The organism is Affinirhizobium helianthi (genome assembly GCF_042680945.1).
In the GTDB taxonomy this organism is placed as follows: Bacteria; Pseudomonadota; Alphaproteobacteria; order Rhizobiales; family Rhizobiaceae; genus Neorhizobium; species Neorhizobium helianthi.
In genome coordinates this window covers 279515-299875 of the sequence record NZ_JBHUEQ010000026.1, presented here as the reverse complement: position 1 = coordinate 299875, position 20361 = coordinate 279515, and the positions used below count along the sequence as shown (strand labels likewise).

General features: G+C 58.8%; 16 protein-coding genes. 7 read left to right on the top strand and 9 right to left on the bottom strand.

What is annotated here, in order from left to right; genetic code table 11:
* Nucleotides 1-138: 138 nt before the first annotated feature.
* The 4 genes from ACFSE1_RS15800 to queC all read right to left on the bottom strand — a co-directional run bounded on the left by ACFSE1_RS15800 (nucleotide 139) and on the right by queC (nucleotide 3005).
* A complete protein-coding gene (locus ACFSE1_RS15800; RefSeq protein WP_377403321.1) occupies nucleotides 139-1023 on the bottom strand; it encodes a GGDEF domain-containing protein in 885 nt (294 codons plus the stop codon).
* A 185-nt stretch (nucleotides 1024-1208) separates the two neighbouring features.
* On the bottom strand, nucleotides 1209-1958 hold the full coding sequence (gene queE / locus ACFSE1_RS15795; RefSeq protein WP_377403339.1) for a 7-carboxy-7-deazaguanine synthase QueE: 750 nt from the start codon (nucleotides 1956-1958) through the stop codon (nucleotides 1209-1211).
* On the bottom strand, nucleotides 1937-2293 hold the full coding sequence (gene queD, locus ACFSE1_RS15790) for a 6-carboxytetrahydropterin synthase QueD (protein ID WP_377403319.1): 357 nt from the start codon (nucleotides 2291-2293) through the stop codon (nucleotides 1937-1939). The genes queE and queD overlap by 22 nt, the downstream gene beginning before the upstream one ends.
* Nucleotides 2294-2297: 4 nt before the next feature.
* A complete protein-coding gene (queC, locus tag ACFSE1_RS15785; protein ID WP_377403317.1) occupies nucleotides 2298-3005 on the bottom strand; it encodes a 7-cyano-7-deazaguanine synthase QueC in 708 nt (235 codons plus the stop codon).
* 172 nt (nucleotides 3006-3177) lie between these two features.
* Here queC and ACFSE1_RS15780 point away from each other — a divergent pair, with 172 nt between their 5' ends.
* Together ACFSE1_RS15780 and ACFSE1_RS15775 are read left to right on the top strand one after the other, a co-directional pair.
* Nucleotides 3178-4233 (top strand): SPFH domain-containing protein, encoded by a 1056-nt coding sequence (locus ACFSE1_RS15780; protein ID WP_377403315.1) that lies wholly within the window; start codon nucleotides 3178-3180, stop codon nucleotides 4231-4233.
* On the top strand, nucleotides 4230-4691 hold the full coding sequence (locus ACFSE1_RS15775; RefSeq protein WP_377403313.1) for an NfeD family protein: 462 nt from the start codon (nucleotides 4230-4232) through the stop codon (nucleotides 4689-4691). Before ACFSE1_RS15780 ends, ACFSE1_RS15775 begins: the two co-directional genes overlap by 4 nt.
* A 6-nt stretch (nucleotides 4692-4697) precedes the next feature.
* Here the strand turns inward: ACFSE1_RS15775 and ACFSE1_RS15770 are convergent, their stop codons facing one another.
* Nucleotides 4698-5693, bottom strand: coding sequence for a KpsF/GutQ family sugar-phosphate isomerase (locus tag ACFSE1_RS15770; protein ID WP_377403311.1), 996 nt, complete (start codon nucleotides 5691-5693; stop codon nucleotides 4698-4700).
* Between the two features lie 132 nt (nucleotides 5694-5825).
* On the opposite strand from ACFSE1_RS15770, the gene ACFSE1_RS15765 reads away from it, so the two are divergent.
* Nucleotides 5826-7388, top strand: coding sequence for an outer membrane beta-barrel protein (locus ACFSE1_RS15765; protein WP_377403309.1), 1563 nt, complete (start codon nucleotides 5826-5828; stop codon nucleotides 7386-7388).
* A 91-nt stretch (nucleotides 7389-7479) separates the two neighbouring features.
* On the opposite strand, the gene galU is transcribed toward ACFSE1_RS15765, so the two are convergent.
* Complete coding sequence (gene galU / locus ACFSE1_RS15760) at nucleotides 7480-8364, bottom strand: UTP--glucose-1-phosphate uridylyltransferase GalU (protein ID WP_377403307.1); 885 nt, start codon at nucleotides 8362-8364, stop codon at nucleotides 7480-7482.
* A 210-nt stretch (nucleotides 8365-8574) separates the two neighbouring features.
* Between galU and ACFSE1_RS15755 the strand changes: the two genes are divergently transcribed.
* Nucleotides 8575-9789 (top strand): lytic murein transglycosylase, encoded by a 1215-nt coding sequence (locus tag ACFSE1_RS15755; RefSeq protein ID WP_377403305.1) that lies wholly within the window; start codon nucleotides 8575-8577, stop codon nucleotides 9787-9789.
* 140 nt (nucleotides 9790-9929) lie between these two features.
* Nucleotides 9930-11105: an SGNH/GDSL hydrolase family protein gene (locus tag ACFSE1_RS15750; RefSeq protein WP_377403303.1), complete on the top strand. Its 1176-nt coding sequence runs from the start codon at nucleotides 9930-9932 to the stop codon at nucleotides 11103-11105.
* Nucleotides 11106-11200: 95 nt separating this feature from the next.
* Here the strand turns inward: ACFSE1_RS15750 and ACFSE1_RS15745 are convergent, their stop codons facing one another.
* The 3 genes from ACFSE1_RS15745 to gltB form a co-directional block, all read right to left on the bottom strand.
* A complete protein-coding gene (locus tag ACFSE1_RS15745; RefSeq protein ID WP_377403301.1) occupies nucleotides 11201-11764 on the bottom strand; it encodes a nucleoside 2-deoxyribosyltransferase in 564 nt (187 codons plus the stop codon).
* Nucleotides 11765-11791: 27 nt separating this feature from the next.
* Complete coding sequence (locus ACFSE1_RS15740; protein ID WP_377403299.1) at nucleotides 11792-13249, bottom strand: glutamate synthase subunit beta; 1458 nt, start codon at nucleotides 13247-13249, stop codon at nucleotides 11792-11794.
* 160 nt (nucleotides 13250-13409) lie between these two features.
* Entirely contained in the window at nucleotides 13410-18083 is a 4674-nt protein-coding gene (gene gltB, locus ACFSE1_RS15735; RefSeq protein WP_377403337.1) for a glutamate synthase large subunit, read from the bottom strand.
* A gap of 460 nt (nucleotides 18084-18543) precedes the next feature.
* Here gltB and ACFSE1_RS15730 point away from each other — a divergent pair, with 460 nt between their 5' ends.
* Together ACFSE1_RS15730 and ACFSE1_RS15725 are read left to right on the top strand one after the other, a co-directional pair.
* Entirely contained in the window at nucleotides 18544-19596 is a 1053-nt protein-coding gene (locus tag ACFSE1_RS15730; protein WP_377403297.1) for a threonine aldolase family protein, read from the top strand.
* Between the two features lie 263 nt (nucleotides 19597-19859).
* On the top strand, nucleotides 19860-20336 hold the full coding sequence (locus tag ACFSE1_RS15725) for an SgcJ/EcaC family oxidoreductase (protein WP_377403295.1): 477 nt from the start codon (nucleotides 19860-19862) through the stop codon (nucleotides 20334-20336).
* Nucleotides 20337-20361 lie beyond the last annotated feature (25 nt).

Here is a 20361-nt window from a genome sequence, read left to right as displayed (position 1 = left end):
ACTCTAAATCTTTGGTTTTATGCGGTTCCTGAAGGAAACCGCCACGCACCTTTCTCAGGTCAATGCTCTAAACATCACATTCATCACCACGTTGATGGCTCTGAATAGGCTGACCCGGCAAAGCCAGCCCCCAATGCACTACCGCGTTTCTGCATGCCAGTCGAAGCTTTGCACGCAATTGCGGCCCTTCTCCTTGGCGCGGTAAAGCGCACGATCTGCCTGAAGCAGCATGGCCTGCATGCTGTCGCAGGGTGTTGCCTGATAGATGCCAAAGCTGGCGGTGATGCGCCCCTGCGGTAGCGGATCGACATTCAGCTTTTCAAGCTGCGTGCGGAACCGTTCGGCAATGACAACCGCTTCGCCAATGCGCGTCTTGGGCAGGATGAGGCAGAATTCTTCTCCACCAATGCGTGCTGCCAGATCGTAGCGACGCAAGTTATCGCGAATGACCTCTCCAACACCGATCAGCACACGGTCACCCACATCGTGGCCAAAGCTGTCATTGATGTCCTTGAAGTGGTCAAGATCGAACAGGACGACTGAGATGGGAGATTTTTCCCGCTCGGCGCGGGCCTGCTCGGTCACGATACGTTCCGAGAGCCAACGGCGATTGCCGAGCCCTGTCAGCTGGTCCGTCATGGCCTGCTGGCGAAGCTTGCGCATCACCCCTTCCAGTTCATTCATCGTGGCAGCAACCGCACGGCTGACAACGCCGATCTCATCCGTCCCCTCCACGGGAAGACGCACGGGGGCTCCCTCGGCATTGTAGCGCTTCAAGGCCGTGGCCAGCAGGCGCAGCGGGCGGATGAACCACCACAGCGCTGCAAGGCAGGCAATGGTGCCAACGAGCGTTGCCACCAGCAGAATCGTCAAAATGGGAAATGGATGCGATGAGTAACCACCCGCAAGATAGGCGATCATCGCAAGCAGGGGCATGTGGATTGCCAGAAAGCAGACCACGAAAATCTTCGTCACCAGGGACTCGCGGATCATTTGCAGAGCCACGACCGACCTCGGAATCATTCCGAACTCCTTTAGCTGATTCATACAGGCGGCGGACCCTAGGTCACGCCAGGTAATGCTGCGTTAATCGAATCGCTAAAATACCATCCAATCTCCCTAGCCCCTGTTCACGATGTTTTTTCGCGGAAATGCGTGAATACAGGGAACCGCTTGAGAGAATTATGGTTCCTGCCAAAATCTCTGTTTTAGACCCCTCGAAGATTACCCCACAACAGGACATGCAGTTGCGGCAGAATTTTTGCCTCGAACCAGCGGTCCTGCATTACCCTCTCCACAAGCCAGTGCATCCGATCAAGAATGCCGGACATATCGATTGCGGCATCGCTCTCTTCCGGCGGTGGCGGCGTGTGGTTGCCGGGCTGGAGGAAGACCGGCAACTTTGGAAGAAGCTGCGCCACCTGGGTTGCGAACTGGTAATCCGCCTCGTCGAAGATCACGAACTTCAGCACTGTTTCCGGCCCGCCTCCGGCGCTTCGAACGCAGTCCAGAAGCGCATCGCCGTTAAACTCCATACCGCTGGAAGGCGGCTTTGGCGAAAGCACCAGAACATCCAGATCGCTGAACCAGTCGCGGGCAATGCTGCCCTGGGTCTCAAGTGCTGCCCGATAGCCATGCTGGTGGGCCCGTTCGATCAGAGATCCAAGCGGCTGGATGGCGGGATTGCCGCCCGACAGGGAGAGCGTCAGTGGCCTTCCGCCAGAAAGCGCCTCAATCTGCCCCCAGATATCGTCCAGGCTCATGGCAATCCAGGAATCGCGAAAGCGGGACTCCACCGCATGGAGGCTGTCGCACCAGGAACAGCGATAATCGCAGCCGCCGGTGCGCACAAACACCGTCGGCTGACCGATCAATACGCCTTCGCCCTGTATGGTTGGCCCGAATATCTCGCTGACGCGAATTGTTTCGGTGGCACTCACGGACGATACTCCGCCCAGGTCTTCGGCGTTTCGGATACGCGCACAGCCGAGGTCTCTGGGAAGCGCTCCCTGCACCAGTCATAGAAATGCCTGGCGAGGTTTTCTGCCGTGGTGAAGCTGTGCCCCAGAATATCGTTCAGGTGACGATGGTCGAAATGGTCATCGATATAGGTCTTCAGCGCCTTCAGATCATGATAGTCGCGCACGAAGCCATCCTGATTGAGGGTCTCGCCGGAAAGCTCCACCACCACAATGTAGTTGTGCCCGTGCAAGCGGTGGCACTGGTGATCTTCCGGCAGATGATCCAATCGGTGCGAGGCGGAAAAGTGAAATTCCTTGGTGATACGGAACATGGCTTCAAACCTCCTCCGCCTTGAAGCCTGACGTCGCAGCCTTCCAGAAATCCGGATCATCGTAATCGGTCGGATCCTCGATCCCGGCCAGATGGAAGGCTTCGCGCCGCTCCACGCAGGTGCCGCAGCGCCCGCAATGCTTCAAGCCGCCCTTGTAGCAGGACCAGGTTTGCGCAAAGGGCGTATCGCATGCCGCACCCTGGCGCACGATCTCCGCCTTGGAGACATGCACGAACGGCGCGAAAAGCTGAACGGAGGCATAGCCATCCAGAGCATGGTTCTGCATTGTCTGGAAACTGTCGATAAAGGCAGGGCGGCAGTCGGGATAGATGAAGTGATCGCCCCCGTGCACGGCAACGGCCACAGCCTCTGCCTGCCGGGCGGCAGCCAACCCGAAGGCAATTGTCAGCATGATGGCGTTACGGTTGGGTACTACCGTGATCTTCATCGTTTCTTCGGCATAATGGCCGTCTGGAACATCCAGATCATCCGTCAGCGCCGAGCCGGTCAGATGCTGGCCGATGGCGGTGATATCGATGATGTCATGTGGCACGCCGAGCCTTTCGGCAGCTTTCGCGGCGTAATCCAGTTCCTTGCTGTGGCGTTGGCCATAATTGAAGGAGATGAGGCCAATCAGTGTGTGTTCCGCCGCGACCTTATGCGCAAGCGAAACGGAATCGAGTCCGCCGGAGCAGACGACGAGTGTTTTCATAATCAGGATCCCTTGTTTTTACCGGGTAGGCTGCGACCGGAGTGTTACCTGGGTGCCTGATAGCGCAATTGACACTCGCTTGCCAAGCCATGGCTGAAACGCTGTCATGCCTATGGCGGAAAGTCGTGCTAAGCCCTACATCTGCGATGTAAGTTCTAGGGAGTATGGAGAAATGGTCCTGTCGGGTCTGGATATCGTCGTCATCGGCGCGGTCGTCATTGTCATTCTGGTGCTGTTTGCGGCGATCAAGACCGTTCCACAGGGCTATCGCTACACCGTCGAGCGCTTTGGCCGCTATACCCGGACACTGGATCCCGGCCTTAACCTCATCACGCCCTTCATCGAGAAGGTCGGTGCGCGCATGAATGTGATGGAGCAGGTGCTGGATGTTCCGACGCAGGAAGTCATCACGAAGGATAATGCCAGCGTCTCGGCCGATGCGGTTGCCTTCTACCAGGTTCTCAACCCGGCGCAGGCCGCCTACCAGATTGCCAATCTGGAGAACGCAATCCAGAACCTGACCATGACGAATATCCGTTCGGTCATGGGTTCGATGGATCTGGACGAGCTCCTGTCCAACCGCGAAATTATCAACGAGCGCCTGCTGCGCGTAGTGGACGAGGCTGTTCAGCCTTGGGGCATCAAGGTCACACGCGTCGAGATCAAGGACATCCAGCCGCCAACGGATCTGGTTCAGGCCATGGCGCGACAAATGAAGGCGGAGCGGGAAAAACGCGCGCAAGTGCTGGAAGCGGAAGGCTCCAGAAACGCTGCCATTCTGCGCGCCGAAGGCGCCAAGCAGGCCGCCGTGCTCCAGGCCGAGGGTGAACGTGAAGCCGCCTTCCGGCAGGCCGAAGCACGCGAGCGGCTGGCAGAAGCGGAAGCCAAGGCCACCCGCATGGTCTCAGAAGCCATTGCCGCTGGCGATGTAAATGCCATCAACTATTTCGTGGCGCAGAAATATACCGAAGCCATGGCCTCCATCGGCACCGCCTCAAATTCCAAGGTCGTGCTGATGCCGATGGAAGCTTCATCGCTGATTGGTTCGCTCGGCGGTATTGGCGCGATTGCACGCGAAGTCTTCGCAGATCAGCCCTCACCCGCGACTTCCGTGCCGCGTGCACCTGCCGCCCCCCGTGAGGCCCGGCGCACGACCAGCACTCCGTCCTTTTCTACGCCCGGTTACAATGTGTCGCAGGGAGTACCCAAACCTGAGGATGGACAATGATTGCTGAGATCGTCGGTGATCTGGGACCGTGGAGCTGGTGGATTCTCGGATTTATCCTGCTCGGTGCGGAACTGGCGGCGCCTGGAGTTTTCCTCATCTGGATCGGGCTTGCCGCGCTGACCATTGGCGCGGCATCCATTGCTCTGTGGGATAGCCCCTACTGGGGCTGGCATGTCCAGTTCATCCTGTTTGCCGCCCTCTCCGTTATCATCACGCTGATCGGACGCCGCCTTTACGGCAGTCAGGACCGCAATAGCGATCAACCGCTTCTCAACCGGCGTGGCGAGAGCCTCGTTGGCCGCACGGCGACCCTGAGCGAACCCATTCGCGAAGGGCGCGGCCGTATCCGTCTGGATGATACCTGGTGGTCCGTCACCGGCCCGGATCTGCCCGTTGGAATGCGGGTGCGCGTAGCCGAGTGGACGGGAAGCGAATTGATCGTCGAGCCTGTCGCCTGAGGCCGATCAAGCCACCCCGATCCGCAAGAGATCGTGGAAGTGGACGAGACCCAGCGGGCGGCGCTCGCCGTCTGCCACAATCAATGCGCCGATGCTGTGCTTGTTGATCATGGCAAGCGCGGCGGTTGCCAGCGTATCAGGCCCGATCATCTTCGGCGTGCGGGTCATCACTTCGTCCACGGTCAACTGGCCGAGATTGCGGTTGAGATTGCGGGCCATATCGCCCTCGGTCACGATGCCAGCCACACAGCCATCATCCCCCAGAACGATCACACAGCCAAAGTGCTTGCGGGAAAGAACCTGCACAGCTTCCGTCATCGGCGTGCCGCTCGCAACAACCGGCAAGCGCTCTCCGGTGTGCATGATGTCCTTCACATGGGTCAGGCTGGCACCCAGCTTGCCGCCGGGGTGATAGACGTAGAAATCGCTGGCGGTGAAGCCCCTCGCCTCCAGAAGGGCAATCGCCAGCGCATCGCCCAAGGCCAGTTGCATCAGCGTGGATGTGGTGGGGGCCAGGCCATGCGGGCAGGCTTCCTGCTCGTTGGGCAGCAACAGCACGACATCGGATGCACGCGCGAGAGACGATTGTGGAGAACAGGTGAGTGAAATCAGCGGAATGGAGAACCGGCGCGTATAGGCGAGGATGCTTTTCAACTCCGCGCTTTCGCCTCCCTTCGAGAGCGCAATGACCAGATCGTTGTTGGCAATCATGCCGAGATCGCCGTGATTGGCTTCCGCCGCGTGTACAAAACTTGCAGGCGTGCCGGTCGAGGCAAAGGTGGCGGCGAGTTTCGCGCCAATATGCCCGCTCTTGCCAACGCCGGTCACGATCACCCGGCCCGTAATGCCCGAGATCAGTTCTACGGCCTTTTCCAGCGGCTCCGCCAGACCGTTTTGCAGGGCGGCTTCCAGCGCTTCAAGCCCCCGCTTTTCGGTGGCGAGCGTTCGCAAAGCCGATTGAACGGCGGTGGAGGAAGAGGAAAGTGAGGCGTCCTGTGTCATGGGCGGAGCATTATCGCCCACAGGCGAAAAAGTCCATGCGTCTGCGCAAGCAGGGGGAAAATGCCGCCTCAACCAAACATTAACCACGCACCTTTACTAGTAGCTAACTATTTGAGGAGCCCCGACGGCACCATGACGAAAACCTTTGCCCCTGTGCCACCCAGGCTGAGGCCTTTTGCGCCGCTGGCAGCGCTCATGGCATCGGTGTGTCTCGTCGTAGCCCCAACTCATGCGGGAGCACAAAGCGCTGAGGGCAATTCCTTTTCAAGCCCCACCGCTCGTGCTTCCGGCTCCATCTCCCGGCTTTCCAACACCGATCCGAACACCACCGCTCTGCAGGACAGTGACCCATCCTCACCGCTGGGGACAGCGGAGACGCCAGACAGTACTGCGACAGCCACCAACCCGCACACCGGCAACCTGAACGGCTTGCGTGGCAGCACCGGCATGTTGCAGGCCACCCCCATGAACCAGGCGGACAATCTGGCAGGCGATGACCTCAACACCTTGACGGAACCTTCGGAGAATCAGCCGGAACAAGGCATAGAACCCGGCGAAGCGCCAGCAGGACCACGAGATGACGCCAGCGGCCTGCGGCTTGGCTCCTTCATGCTGCGCACCAGCAGCAATCAGAGCCTGAATACGCAAAAGGTGAGTGACGGGGCAGGCAGCCGACACAGAACCTTCTTTGCCAGCACGATGAACGGTAGCCTCACCTCCGACTGGGGGCGCCACGCTCTGACCATCACCGGTGCCAGCACTTTTGAGAAAAACATCAGCGGACAAGGCGCAACCGAGCCCAACGCACGCATAGACGGCGATCTTCGGCTGGACCTTTCGGATCAGACAATCGCACATCTGACCGCCGGTTACGCCTTCGAGCGGGAAGAAACCTCCAACCCCAATGCTCTGGCCGGAGCCACGCAACAGGCGCGCGTTGATCGCTATTCAGGCGGCGCGTCCATCGAAAGAGAGCTGGGTGTTCTGCGCGGAACCGCAGCCATTGCCGCCACACGCACCACTTACGGCAGCGTGAGCTTTGCCGATGGGACGCGGGTTGATCTCGGCGACCGCGACCGCAATGCCGTGCAAGGCCGGATCCGCCTGGGCTATGAGCTTTCGCCTGCCTTGATCCCCTTCATCGAGGCGACACTGGGTCGTGCTGTCTACGATGAGAGACTCGATGCCTCCGGCTTTGCGCGCTCCTCCTGGAGCTATGGCGGGCGCGCCGGTGTGCAGCTCGATCTCGGCGAAAAACTGCGCGGTGAACTCGGCCTCGGCTACGCAACCGTCGACTACGAGGATGCACGCCTCGCCTCCATCGATGCCTTCACGATTGATGGTACGCTGCTATGGTCGCCTCGTCGGGGCACGAATGTGGATCTTGGCCTCAGAACCACGGTTCAGGATGCGACAACTGCCGGACAAAGCGGCTGGGTGGAATATCTGCTGAGTTCCGGCCTGTCGCATGAACTGCGATCCAACCTGACGGCTCGATTGACCGGCTCGACCACCTGGCGCGATTTCAGCGCCTCTGCCGACCAGCTCAACTGGGCTGTTGGCACCGGCCTTGTCTGGAATGTTAACCGCTATCTCGATGCCACAGCCAATGTCGGTTACGAGTTGAACGACAATCCCGGCGGCGTGGACAGCAAACAGTGGCGCGCAGGCATTGGCTTGAGCCTGAGGCGATAGGCTCTGCCCAAACAAAACGCCCCCGAACCATGGGTTCGAGGGCGCTGCTGTCTACGTACTTTTCTCAGGTAAATGCTCTAAAACGTCTCGTTCAGAGCTTGGACGTAATCGTCTTCAGCGGGCCTTCGATGAGCGGGCGAATATCGTCACGCTTCAGCGCAAAGGCCAGATTGGCGAGGATGAAGCCATCCTTGGCGCCACAGTCGAAGGTTTCACCCTTGAAGTGGTAGGCCGCGAATTCCTGGCTCTTCGCCAGCGCCAGCATGCCGTCTGTCAGCTGGATTTCGTTGCCGGCACCCCGCTCCTGCGTTTCCAGAATCTCGAAAATTTCCGGCTGCAGGATATAGCGGCCATTGATGAAGAAGTTGGAAGGTGCTGTGCCCTTGGCTGGCTTTTCGACCATTTCGGTGATCTTGAAGCCTTCGTCACCGACCTTTTCGCCCATGCCGACGATGCCATATTTGTGGGCAAGCTCAGGTGCGCATTCTTCAACAGCCAGCACATTGCCGCCCGTCTTTTCGTAAAGCTCGACCATGCCCTTGAGGCAGCTCTTTTCGGAAGCCATGATCATGTCCGGCAAAAGCACGGCGAAGGGCTCGTTGCCCACGATATCGCGCGCACACCAGACGGCGTGGCCGAGACCCAGCGGCACCTGCTGGCGCGTGAAGCTCGCGGTACCTGCGGTTGGCAAGAGATCGGCGAGCAGCGTCAGCTCGGCATTCTTGTTGCGCTCGCGCAGCATCTGCTCAAGCTCGAACTGAATGTCGAAATAGTCTTCGATGACACCCTTGCCACGACCCGTCACGAACACGAAGTGCTCGATGCCAGCGGCCGCTGCCTCATCCACCACATACTGGATGACGGGCTTGTCGACGACCGTGAGCATTTCCTTCGGAACAGCCTTGGTGGCGGGCAGAAAGCGCGTTCCAAGACCTGCCACGGGAAAAACGGCTTTACGGATCTTCTGTTGTCCCACTCATGCCTCCTTACAGCACAAACGAATAATAGGGTGCTGCGCGTTAGCGCCATAGCAACCAATCACTACATTTTCACAAACAATGACAGAACAGTGTCCACATGGTAAAGAATTTGTTGACACGTTATGTCTACCCTGTCGTGCATGCCAGGGCGTCGTTCCCGATCCTGGCGAATTTGAGACCGGAAAGAACAAGGGACACGACTGACGATGAAAAAATTCAGCGCCAAGCGCATTGCCCTCTCCGCAATCGCAGCCCTCGTGGTTGCGACCTCTGCGATAGATGCCAAGGCTGATGCAGGTTTCAAGGCATGGGTCTCGAAATTCTATGAAACAGCGGCCGCCAGTGGAATCACACGCTCTACCTATAACCAGGCTTTTGCGGGTGTCACAGGGCCGGATCAGGATGTTCTGAACAAGGCGCAGTACCAGCCGGAGTTCAAATCGCAGATCTGGGATTATCTCGATTCGCGCGTGAACCCTTACACTGTGAAGGTTGGCCGCGAGATGCTGGCCCGCCATAACCGGACCCTGACAGCTATCGAGCGCCATTTCGGTGTCGATAAACATATCCTGCTCGCCATCTGGTCGATGGAAAGCAATTACGGGGCCGCACTCGAGAACCCAGACCGCCTGCACCACGTGCCGCAAGCGCTGGCAACGCTGGCCTGGGCCGATCCCAAGCGCGCCAATTTCGCACGCAAGCAGCTGATTGCCGCCCTGAAGATCCTCCAGTCGGGTGACATCACGCCGAAGCACCTCACCGGCTCCTGGGCTGGTGCCATGGGGCACACGCAATTCATTCCCACCAGCTATCTGCTCTATGCGATCGATGCAGATGGCGACGGTCGTCGCGACATCTGGAGCTCCGTGCCCGATGCGCTGGCAACCTCCGCCAATCTTCTGGCCAAGAATGGCTGGGAAACGGGCTATACATGGGGTTACGAAGCGGTTTCGCCCGCAGGCGCCGCACGTTATAACGGCCAGACAAAGACCCTTGCACAATGGGCAAAGCTTGGCTTCGTGCGTGCAAACGGCAAGGCATTTCCCCGCCCGAACGACCGCGCCGAGCTGAAGCTGATGGCCGGTGCGGAAGGCCCCGCCTTCCTGATGACCAAGAACTTCTTCGTCATCAAGCGCTACAACGCAGCCGATTCCTATGCGCTGGCGGTTGGTCTTCTGGCCGATGAAATTGCAGGCTATGGCGGGGTGCAACAGGCATGGCCACGCCCCCACAACACGCTGGACATCAAGGAAAAATTCGAGCTTCAGAGCCGGATGAAGGCAATGGGCTATTATGACGGCGAGATCGACGGTAATTTCGGCTCCGGCTCCAAGGCAGCGATCAGCGCCATCCAGGCGCGCCTAGGCATGCAGAGCGATGGCCAGCCTTCGAAAACCTTGCTGCGCGCCTTGCGCAACTAGGCTGTGTCCCGCACATTAGGATCAAGGCGAAAGGGCAGGATTTGTCCTTTCGCAGCTTCATGATGAAGCATGAAGAATTTGGCGGGAGCCACGCGGCGCGTTCCGCCTTCCTGAAAGCCGCATGTGGAAAGAATAAAACGATGACCAGCAGGTGGCATAGATCCAGGCCAAGGCTTGTGACGGCCTGCCTCATCCTTGCTCTCGCCGTTCCGGCGGTGCCCGCCCATGCGCAGGAAAGACGCACTCTCTTCGACATGTTGTTTGGTGAGCCCCGCCGGCAAAGGCCGGAAGGTTCCATCATCCGTGTGCAGCCAAACAGGCAGCGCGCACGCCCGCAGTCCAGCATCTCGCCTGCACGTCCGCCGGTGCGGGCACCCGCCCCCGTGGCCGCGCCACCGCAAGCCGAAGCCGTGGAGAAAATGGAGAATGCCCGCAAGATCCTGGTGGTGGGCGATTTCGGCGCCATGGGCACCGGCCAGGGCCTGACCACGGCTTTTGCAGAAGATCCATCCGTCGTCATTGTCGAGAAAGGCTCGCCCTCCTCCGGTCTCGTCCGGCAGGACCACTACGATTGGCTGGCCGAGCTGCCGAAAATGCTCGATGAGGTAAAGCCGCACATCGTTGTCGTGATGATTGGCGCCAATGACCGCCAGACCATGACGATCGGCAGTGCGAAGGAGCGGTTCCGCTCCGAGGCATGGCTCAAGGAATATGACGAGCGGGTCACGCGCTTTGCCAGTCTGGTCACCAACCGGAAGATACCACTGCTCTGGGTGGGTCTCGCCGCCTTCGAATCGCCCTCGCTGAGCGCCGACGCCCTGACGCTGAACGGCATTTTCCGCCAGAATGTCGAAGCTGTCGGGGGCGAGTTCGTCGATATATGGGACGGATTTGTCGATGAGGGCGGGCAGTTCGTCATCACCGGCTCCGACATGAACGGACAACCTGCCCGTTTGCGCGGCTCCGACGGCGTCAGCTTTACCGACGCTGGCAAGCGCAAACTGGCTTTCTATGTGGAAAAATTCGCCAAGCGCCATCTGGGCGATCTGAGCATCAGCGACCTGATCCGCCTGGATTCTGGTGACCTGCCACTTCTGTCGAGCCTTCCGCCGGAAGTGGAGGCAAAAATCCCCAGCCAACCGATCAGCCTCTCCGATCCGGAACTCGACGGCGGCAAGGAATTGCTGGGGGCTGCCATCACCAAGCCTCTTCCGGCGGAGACGCCGCAAAACCTCCTGCTGACCAGAGGCGAACTTGCGGAAGCCCCTGTGGGGCGCATCGATCACTATCGGATCGAGCCTGCGAAGTCTGACTGACACGCCTCGCGATCTTTCGGATCGCGCTTTTCGTGACGTCGCTGCTCACATGCGCTGAGCATGTGTGAGGGACAAGCTCCGGGAGCCTCAAGCCCTCACTGGCCGGCGAAGAATTCCAGGCAGCGCCGGAAGGCCGTGAGGTCCGTATACAGCTCATCTGCGGCGGCGTCATGCGTGGCAATGAAGCCCCCGCGCCGCTCGATGCCACCATGCAGCATCAGATTGTCGATCATGTCGAAATCTTCCAGCGACACCCCATCCGGTCCGCGCTTGCGGCCATCGGCACCCTCGACGACCTTGCCATTGTAGAAGGCCCGCGTCCGTTCGAAATGGCTGGCTGTCACATTGGTATAGGCCGCGACCTTCTTGCCCTGGGCACAGATAAAGCCAAGCTCGAAAGCTGTCCCGACATCGGCGGCAATGCCACGGAAGGGCGTGAGATTGGCGATGATGCCATCGGCACGGTTCATCATGCCCTCATCCACAGCGCTGATATTGAGGCCGAACTGATGGCGCGAAGGCGCAGGCTCGATCGTGATATCGCCCGGACAAATGGGCTCAAAGCCAAACTCGCGGGTCAGCGCGGCCTTGGCATCGAGCATTTCACGGGCATTGGGAAGAAAGACCTCAGGTCCGGCGAGATAGAATTTCAGGCTCATCGAACCCAAGGCCCTCTTACAAACAACTTAGTTCGGCAGAACGGAAGCGCCCATCAGCGCCTCGTCAACCGCCCGTGCGACCTGGCGGCCTTCACGGATTGCCCAGACAACCAGTGACTGACCGCGACGAACGTCACCTGCTGCCCAGAGCTTGTCCACGGAGGTCTTGTAGTCGCGCTCATTGGCAACCACGTTGGTGGAGCCGCGACGGTCGACATTCAGCTGCAGCTTGTCACCAAGATCCTTCAGCACGCTGTCCTTCGACGGACCGGAGAAGCCAATGGCGATAAAGGCAAGATCTGCCTTGATGATGAATTCGGTTCCGGCAATCGGCTTGCGACGCTCATCCACCTGGCAGCAGCGCACGCCCGTCAACTGGCCGTCTTCGTCGCCCACGAATTCGAGCGTTGCCACCTGAAACTCGCGGATTGCACCTTCTGCCTGCGAGGAAGAGGTACGCATCTTGGTGGCCCAGAACGGCCACACGGCAAGCTTGTCTTCCTTTTCCGGCGGCATGGGGCGAATGTCGAGCTGGGTGACCTTCACCGCGCCCTGACGGAATGCAGTGCCCACGCAGTCCGATGCCGTATCGCCACCGCCGACAACCACCACATGCTTTGCGCCTGCGAGAATTGGCTCGGACGGCCAGCCCACGCTATCGATGTTCTCGCGGCCGACACGGCGGTTCTGCTGCACAAGGTAAGGCATGGCATCATAGACGCCGTGCAGGTCCACACCCGGAATACCGGCTGGGCGCGGTGTCTCGGAGCCACCGCAGTAGATCACCGCATCATGCTCGGCCAGCAGCTTTTCCATCGGAAGATCGACACCGATGTTGACGCCGCAATGGAAGGTGACACCCTCGCCTTTGATCTGCTCGACGCGGCGATCGATGAAGTTCTTCTCCATCTTGAAGTCCGGAATGCCGTAGCGAAGCAGGCCGCCGGGCTTGGATTCGCGCTCGTAAACATGAACTTCATGGCCAGCACGACCCAGCTGCTGGGCAGCGGCGAGACCCGCGGGGCCAGAACCGATGATGGCAACGCGCTTGCCGGTATGGATCGTGGCAGGTTGCGGCGCAATAAAGCCAAGCTCATAGGCCTTGTCGGCAATCGCCTGCTCAACGGTCTTGATGGCAACCGGCGCATCTTCCAGGTTCAGCGTGCAGGCTTCCTCGCAAGGTGCCGGGCAAACGCGACCGGTGAATTCCGGGAAGTTGTTGGTGGAATGGAGGTTGCGGATCGCCTCTTCCCACTTGTTATTATAGACGAGGTCGTTCCAGTCCGGGATCTGGTTATGAACCGGACAGCCGGTCGGGCCGTGGCAATAGGGAATGCCACAGTCCATACAGCGGGCTGCCTGTTTCGTCACCTCGGCATCCGACATCGGAATGGTGAACTCGCGGAAATGGCGAATACGGTCCGACGCAGGCTGGTACTTTGCCACCTGCCGGTCGATTTCCATGAAACCCGTAACCTTGCCCATGTTTCATCCCTCACTTCGAAATGGAAGCCCGGAGCTTCCCGTATCGACGGTCGCCATGCGCGCCCTCATCGATACCATCTGATCCCATTTGATCATGCCGTTCGGAGCCACGCAGCGCGCTTGCCGAACGGTTTGATCCGTGAATGACGGCTGCGGCGCCTTATTCCGCCGCAACGCCCATGCGCATGCGTTCCATTTCCTCCAGTGCACGGCGGTACTCGACCGGCATGACCTTGCGGAACTTCGGACGATACTCGCTCCAGCGATCCAGGATCTCCTTGGCACGGTTGGAGCCCGTGTAGTGCAGATGGTTGGAAATCATCTGGTAGAGACGCTCCTCATCGTGGCGCGTCATGTCCTCGGAAACGTCCACGCGTCCCTTGTGCATGAGGTCGCCACCGTGATGGTGGAGCTTCTCCAGCATGTCGTCTTCTTCCGGAACCGGCTCAAGCTCGACCATGGCCATGTTGCAGCGCTTGGCGAAATCGCCGCTCTCATCGAGAACGTAAGCCACGCCACCGGACATACCGGCTGCGAAGTTGCGGCCCGTTTCGCCGAGAACCACCACGATACCGCCCGTCATATATTCGCAGCCGTGGTCGCCCACACCTTCGACGACAGCCACTGCACCGGAGTTGCGCACCGCGAAACGTTCGCCCGCCACACCGCGGAAATAGCATTCGCCAGTGATTGCGCCGTAGAGAACCGTATTGCCAACGATGATCGAATGCTCGGCTGCCAGCTTGGAATTTTCCGGCGGACGCACGATGATGCGACCACCCGAGAGACCCTTGCCGACATAGTCATTGCCATCGCCCACCAGATCGAAGGTGATGCCGCGTGCAAGGAACGCACCAAAGGACTGGCCAGCCGTGCCGCGAAGCGTGACATGGATCGTGTCGTCCTTGAGACCCTTATGGCCCCAGCGCTTGGCCAGCGCGCCAGAGAGCATGGCACCGGCGGAGCGATCCACGTTCTTGATCGGCACTTCGAAGACCACCGGCTCCTTGTTTTCCAGCGCTGGCATCGATTTTTCGATCAGCTTGCGATCCAGAACGTCGTCAATCGGGTGCTTCTGGCGCTCGGTCCAATAGGTCGCATCCTTCGGAGCTTCCACCTTGTGGAAGATCTTGGAGAAATCGAGACCCTTGGCCTTCCAATGCGCCAGCATCTCATCCTTTTCGAGCAGTTCGGAAGCGCCGATGATCTCGTCCAGCCGGGTGAAGCCCAGCGAAGCCAGGATCTCGCGCACTTCTTCGGCCACGAAGAAGAAGTAGTTGATGACGTGTTCCGGCGTACCCTTGAAGCGCTTGCGCAAGACAGGGTCCTGCGTTGCCACGCCCACCGGGCAGGTGTTGAGATGGCACTTGCGCATCATGATGCAGCCTGCCGCAATCAACGGAGCCGTTGCAAAGCCGAATTCATCCGCACCGAGCAGCGCGCCGATGATGACGTCGCGGCCCGTCTTCAAACCGCCATCCACCTGCAAGGCGATGCGCGAACGAAGGCCGTTCAGCACCAGCGTCTGCTGGGTTTCGGCAAGACCGATTTCCCATGGGCTACCGGCATGCTTCAGAGAAGTCAGCGGTGAGGCACCTGTGCCACCATCGAAGCCGGCAACAGTGATATGGTCTGCGCGTGCCTTGGCAACACCGGCCGCAACCGTGCCGACACCCACTTCAGACACCAGCTTGACCGAGATATCGGCTGCCGGATTGACGTTCTTGAGGTCGAAAATCAGCTGTGCCAGATCTTCAATCGAATAGATGTCGTGGTGCGGCGGCGGCGAAATGAGGCCGACACCCGGCGTGGAGTGACGCGTCTTGGCGACCGTCGCATCCACCTTGTGGCCGGGCAGCTGACCACCTTCACCGGGCTTTGCGCCCTGCGCGACCTTGATCTGCAGCATATCGGCATTGACGAGATATTCGGTCGTGACACCAAAACGGCCAGAGGCGATCTGCTTGATGGCGGAACGCTCCGGGTTCTGTGAACCGTCTGCCAAAGGCAGGTAACGGTCGCTCTCTTCACCGCCCTCACCCGTATTAGACTTGCCGCCGATACGGTTCATGGCAACGGCCAGCGTTGTATGCGCCTCACGGCTGATCGAGCCAAAGGACATGGCCCCCGTCGAGAAACGCTTGACGATATCCACTGCCGGTTCGACTTGCTCGAGCGGCACGGGCTTGCGACCGATCTGCTCGGCGGACTTGATCTTGAACAGGCCGCGAATGGTGTTCATGCGCGAAGCCGTATCGTTCACCATCTCAGCGAACTCGCGGTAACGGTCCTGGCTGTTGCCGCGAACCGCGTGCTGGAGGGAAGCGACCGCATCCGGCGTCCAGGCATGGCTTTCACCGCGCATACGGTAGGCATATTCGCCACCAATATCGAGGTTCGATGCGAGAACCGGATCTTTGCCGAAGGCTGCCTTGTGGCGGGAAACGGTTTCCTCGGCGATTTCCTTCAGGCCCACGCCTTCAATCGTTGTCGCCGTGCCGAAGAAGTACTTGTTGACCAGTTCGGACGACAGGCCGATGGCGTCGAAGATCTGCGCGCCGCAATAGGACTGGTAGGTGGAAATGCCCATCTTGGACATGACCTTCAGAATGCCCTTACCGACCGCCTTGATGTAGCGGTAGACGACTTCTTCTTCGGAGACTTCCTTCGGGAACTCGCCCTTCTTGTGCATGTCGATCAGCGTATCGAATGCCAGATAGGGGTTGATCGCTTCCGCGCCGAAGCCCGCCAGACAGCAGAAATGGTGGATTTCGCGCGGCTCGCCGGTCTCGACAACCAGACCGACCGAGGTGCGAAGGCCCTTGCGGATCAGGTGATGGTGAACGGCAGCGGTTGCGAGCAGCGCGGGGATCGCAATACGATCCGGGCCAAGCTGACGGTCGGAAAGAACGATGATGTTGTAACCGCCGCGAACAGCCGCTTCCGCACGTTCGCACAAACGATCGAGCATTTCCGGCATGCCTTCGGCACCGCGTTCGATGTCATAGGTGAAATCGAGCGTCTTGGTGTCGAAATGGTCTTCCACATGGCCGATCGAGCGGATCTTTTCGAGATCGCCATTGGTCAGGATCGGCTGGCGCACTTCCATGCGCTTGGCCTTGGCCATGCCTTCGTGATCGAGAATGTTCGGACGCGGACCGATGAAGGAGACAAGGCTCATCACCAACTCTTCACGGATCGGATCGATCGGCGGGTTCGTGACCTGCGCGAAGTTCTGCTTGAAATAGGTGTAGAGCAGCTTGGACTTCTGCGACATCGCCGAGATCGGCGTGTCCGTGCCCATGGAGCCGACAGCCTCCTGGCCGGTCGTTGCCATCGGCGACATCAGGATCTTGGTGTCTTCCGACGTGTAGCCAAAAGCCTGCTGACGGTCGAGCAGTGACACGTCACGGCGCAGCGCGCGCGGCTCAACCGGCTTCAGATCTTCAAGAATGATCTGCGTGCGATCCAGCCAGTTGCGATAGGGGTGCTTGGTGGCCAGCTCGTTCTTCACCTCTTCATCGGAAACGATGCGGCCCTTTTCCATGTCGATCAGCAGCATCTTGCCAGGCTGCAAGCGCCACTTCTTGACGATGGTTTCTTCCGGAACCGGCAGAACGCCAGCTTCCGATGCCATGATGATACGGTCGTCGGAGGTGACGACATAGCGGGCCGGACGCAGGCCGTTACGGTCGAGGGTCGCGCCGATCTGCTTGCCATCGGTGAAGGCAACGGCCGCCGGACCGTCCCACGGCTCCATGAGAGCCGCATGATATTCGTAGAATGCCTTGCGCTCCGGCGTCATGGACTGGTTTCCAGCCCAGGCCTCCGGGATAAGCATCATGACCGCATGCGCCATGGAATAGCCGCCACGCACGAGGAATTCGAGCGCGTTATCGAAGCAGGCCGTGTCCGACTGGCCTTCATAGGAAATCGGCCAGAGCTTGGAAATATCGTCACCGAAGAAGGGCGAAGAGACCGACGCCTGACGCGCCGCCATCCAGTTCACGTTGCCGCGCAGCGTGTTGATTTCGCCGTTATGGGCAACCATGCGGTAAGGGTGTGCCAGCTTCCAGGATGGGAAGGTATTGGTGGAGAAGCGCTGGTGGACAAGCGCCACGGCAGACTCAAAACGCGGATCGCTCAGGTCCTTATAGTAGGCACCGACCTGATAGGCGAGGAACATGCCCTTGTAGACAATGGTCGAGGAAGACAGCGAAACCGGATAGAAGCCGGTTTCCTGGCCGCCGAACTGATCGTAGATGCGGTTGGAGATGACCTTGCGCAGCAGGAACAGTTTGCGTTCGAAATCATGGTTCGTCGCGGCGTCGCGGCCAGCGCCGATGAAGATCTGACAGTGATAGGGTTCGGTTGCCGCAATATCCGGCGCCTTTGAGAGCGAGGAATTGTCGACCGGCACATCACGGAAACCGAGGAACTGCTGTCCCTCTTCGGCAATGACCTCAATCATCACCTTCTTGAAGTGCTCGATCTGCTCCGGGTCGCGCGGCATGAAGATGTGACCAACCGCATATTCGCCAGCCTTTGGCAGCGTCACGCCCTGCTTCGCCATTTCTTCGCGGAAGAAGCGATCCGGGATCTGCACCAATATGCCCGCGCCATCGCCCATCAGCGGATCGGCACCAACTGCGCCGCGATGGGTGAGGTTTTCCAGAATGAAGAGACCATCCTTGACGATCTGGTGCGACTTCTGCCCCTTCATATGCGCGATGAAGCCAACGCCACAGGCATCGTGCTCATTGCGAGGATCGTAAAGACCTTGCGCGAACGGCATGCCCGACGGAGACAGACGGGCTGGGATAACGGCTTTCATGCTCTCACCCTCTTGGGGAGTGGATACAGGCTTCGTCATCATTTCCTCCTAGTCACCGCCGGGGCGGAAGTTTCGGTTTCTAGCCCGGCCAACCGACCGACGCCTGAGGCACCGCCACATCCTTCCGGAACAACGAAAGCGGCACCAAGACAAAAATTAGGACAACATATCTGTCCTATTTCCCAAATTTTATGACAGACAACTGTTCAAGGTGCAAGACATTGAGATTGAAATAATTTGTTGACGGACACAGGAAAGTTTCATCACCAAGAGTTCTGGCGACAGAAAGTTTCCCGATCTCAAACCCCTCGTATAAATTCTTGCGAGGAAGCGTGAGCGGAGGGCGAGTTGGAGGCACCGAAATCAGGTCCGCTTCTCAATATGCGAATTTTTTCATTGAACCCCTCGCCGATCTGCTTAGGCTCCAGGCCACCTGCATACAGAACTGGAAAGTCCCTACATGTTTTTTGCTTCCGACAACTGGGCTGGCGCGCATAGCGCCATCAATGAGCGACTGATGAACGAAACGACCCGTTTCGCGGCCGCCTATGGCAACAGCGATCTGGATCGCACCATCGAAGCACGCTTCAATGACATCTTCGAGAAGGAGGTCGCAGTCTTCTTCGTCGCAACCGGCACGGCGGCAAATTCGCTGGCTCTTGCCAATTTCGCCAAGCCCGGCGGCGTGATATTTGCCCATGCGGACGCGCATGTAATTGAAGATGAATGCGGGGCACCTGACTTCTTCAGTGGAATGCGTATTGCACCAGTCGAAGGCACAGCTGGAAAGATTGACCCGGCGCGACTGAAAGCCAGGATTTCCCGCTTCCCGCAAGACGCCGTTCACCACGGCCGCGCCAATTCCATCAGCATCACCCAGGCCACCGAAGTGGGAACGATCTATAGCCTTGACGAGATCCGCGCCATTTCAGCCATCGCGAAAGAAAACGGCCTGCCGCTGCATATGGATGGCGCACGCTTTGCCAATGCTCTTGTTAAGCTTGGCACGACACCTGCGGAAATGACCTGGAAGAGCGGTGTGGACGCACTCTCCTTCGGCGGCACCAAGAACGGTTGCTGGTGCGCCGAAGCCGTCATCTTCTTCGATCCGGAAAAGGCAAAGGAGATGCCCTTTCTGCGCAAACGCGCAGCGCAGCTTTTCTCCAAATCCCGCTTTATCTCGGCGCAATTCGACGCCTACCTGAAAGACGACCTCTGGCTCGATCTGGCCCGCCACGCCAATTCCATGGCGGACTTGCTGCGGGAGGGACTTGCATCATCCAACAGTGTACGCCTTGCCTGGCAGACCGAGAGCAATGAAGTTTTTGCCGTCCTCCCGATTGAGCGCATGCACGCTGCCCACGCAAAGGGTGCGAAGTTCTACGACTGGTCGGAACCGGCAAACATGGCGCAGCCTGTCCAGGAGGGCGAAATGCTGGTGCGGCTCGTTACCAGCTTTGCCACCGAGCGCAAGGATGTGGAAGATTTCCTTGAAATAGTTCAGGCAGGCTAAAACCTTTCCTGCCGCAACGGATGCCCGCCTTCAAGCAATTGGCGGTGATGGACACGCGTCCCTCACCGCACCCGCCCTTGTCGTCATTTACTGCATCCAGCATTGAATATAACTGGAAAATCACAACTATAAATTCACGATAATTAATAAGGTCTAATATAACAAGGATTTTATTTCCGAAAAATACTTGATCGCGATTGTAGTTTCCGGTCCCGCACTCATATGTACCTGTGTCGTCAAGACAGGATACAAAGGATCGATACATGAAGAAAGCTTATGCCGTTGCCAGTCTGGCCCTCGTGATCGCCGCCGGTGGAGGCGTTGCCGCACAGGCAAAAACGGAGACCTGTGAGCCGATTTCGAAGGCGCAGGTTGAAAACCTCTTCAACGACTTCAACAAGGCCTGGGCCACCAAGGACTCCCAAACAGTCACAGCCCTTTTTGCGAAAGAACCTCTGCTGCTTCCAACGCTCTCCAACAAGCCAAGAAGCACTCCCGATGAGGTGAAGGATTATTTTGATCATTTCCTGAAGAACAGCCCCTCGGCGCGCATCGACACATCCACGATCGAGATCGATTGCCACACGGCCTCCAACGTCGGCACCTGGACAATCAGCCTGACCGATCCGGCAACCGGAAAACAATCCGAGGTCAAGGGACGCTACAGCTTCATCTACCGCTTTGAAGACGGGCAATGGAAAATCGACCATCTCCACTCATCGCTGATGCCGGAGAAATGAAGCATGTCGGCCGCAGCCTGACCTG

Excerpts from the sequence above, each read along its gene's own strand:
- ACFSE1_RS15800 (WP_377403321.1), bottom strand. The coding sequence starts at position 1,023 with ATGATTCCGAGGTCGGTCGTGGCTCTGCAAATGATCCGCGAGTCCCTG.
- queD (WP_377403319.1), bottom strand. The coding sequence starts at position 2,293 with ATGTTCCGTATCACCAAGGAATTTCACTTTTCCGCCTCGCACCGATTG.
- queC (WP_377403317.1), bottom strand. The coding sequence starts at position 3,005 with ATGAAAACACTCGTCGTCTGCTCCGGCGGACTCGATTCCGTTTCGCTT.
- ACFSE1_RS15780 (WP_377403315.1), top strand. The coding sequence starts at position 3,178 with ATGGTCCTGTCGGGTCTGGATATCGTCGTCATCGGCGCGGTCGTCATT.
- ACFSE1_RS15775 (WP_377403313.1), top strand. The coding sequence starts at position 4,230 with ATGATTGCTGAGATCGTCGGTGATCTGGGACCGTGGAGCTGGTGGATT.
- ACFSE1_RS15770 (WP_377403311.1), bottom strand. The coding sequence starts at position 5,693 with ATGACACAGGACGCCTCACTTTCCTCTTCCTCCACCGCCGTTCAATCG.
- ACFSE1_RS15765 (WP_377403309.1), top strand. The coding sequence starts at position 5,826 with ATGACGAAAACCTTTGCCCCTGTGCCACCCAGGCTGAGGCCTTTTGCG.
- ACFSE1_RS15755 (WP_377403305.1), top strand. The coding sequence starts at position 8,575 with ATGAAAAAATTCAGCGCCAAGCGCATTGCCCTCTCCGCAATCGCAGCC.
- ACFSE1_RS15750 (WP_377403303.1), top strand. The coding sequence starts at position 9,930 with ATGACCAGCAGGTGGCATAGATCCAGGCCAAGGCTTGTGACGGCCTGC.
- ACFSE1_RS15745 (WP_377403301.1), bottom strand. The coding sequence starts at position 11,764 with ATGAGCCTGAAATTCTATCTCGCCGGACCTGAGGTCTTTCTTCCCAAT.
- ACFSE1_RS15740 (WP_377403299.1), bottom strand. The coding sequence starts at position 13,249 with ATGGGCAAGGTTACGGGTTTCATGGAAATCGACCGGCAGGTGGCAAAG.
- gltB (WP_377403337.1), bottom strand. The coding sequence starts at position 18,083 with ATGAAAGCCGTTATCCCAGCCCGTCTGTCTCCGTCGGGCATGCCGTTC.
- ACFSE1_RS15730 (WP_377403297.1), top strand. The coding sequence starts at position 18,544 with ATGTTTTTTGCTTCCGACAACTGGGCTGGCGCGCATAGCGCCATCAAT.
- ACFSE1_RS15725 (WP_377403295.1), top strand. The coding sequence starts at position 19,860 with ATGAAGAAAGCTTATGCCGTTGCCAGTCTGGCCCTCGTGATCGCCGCC.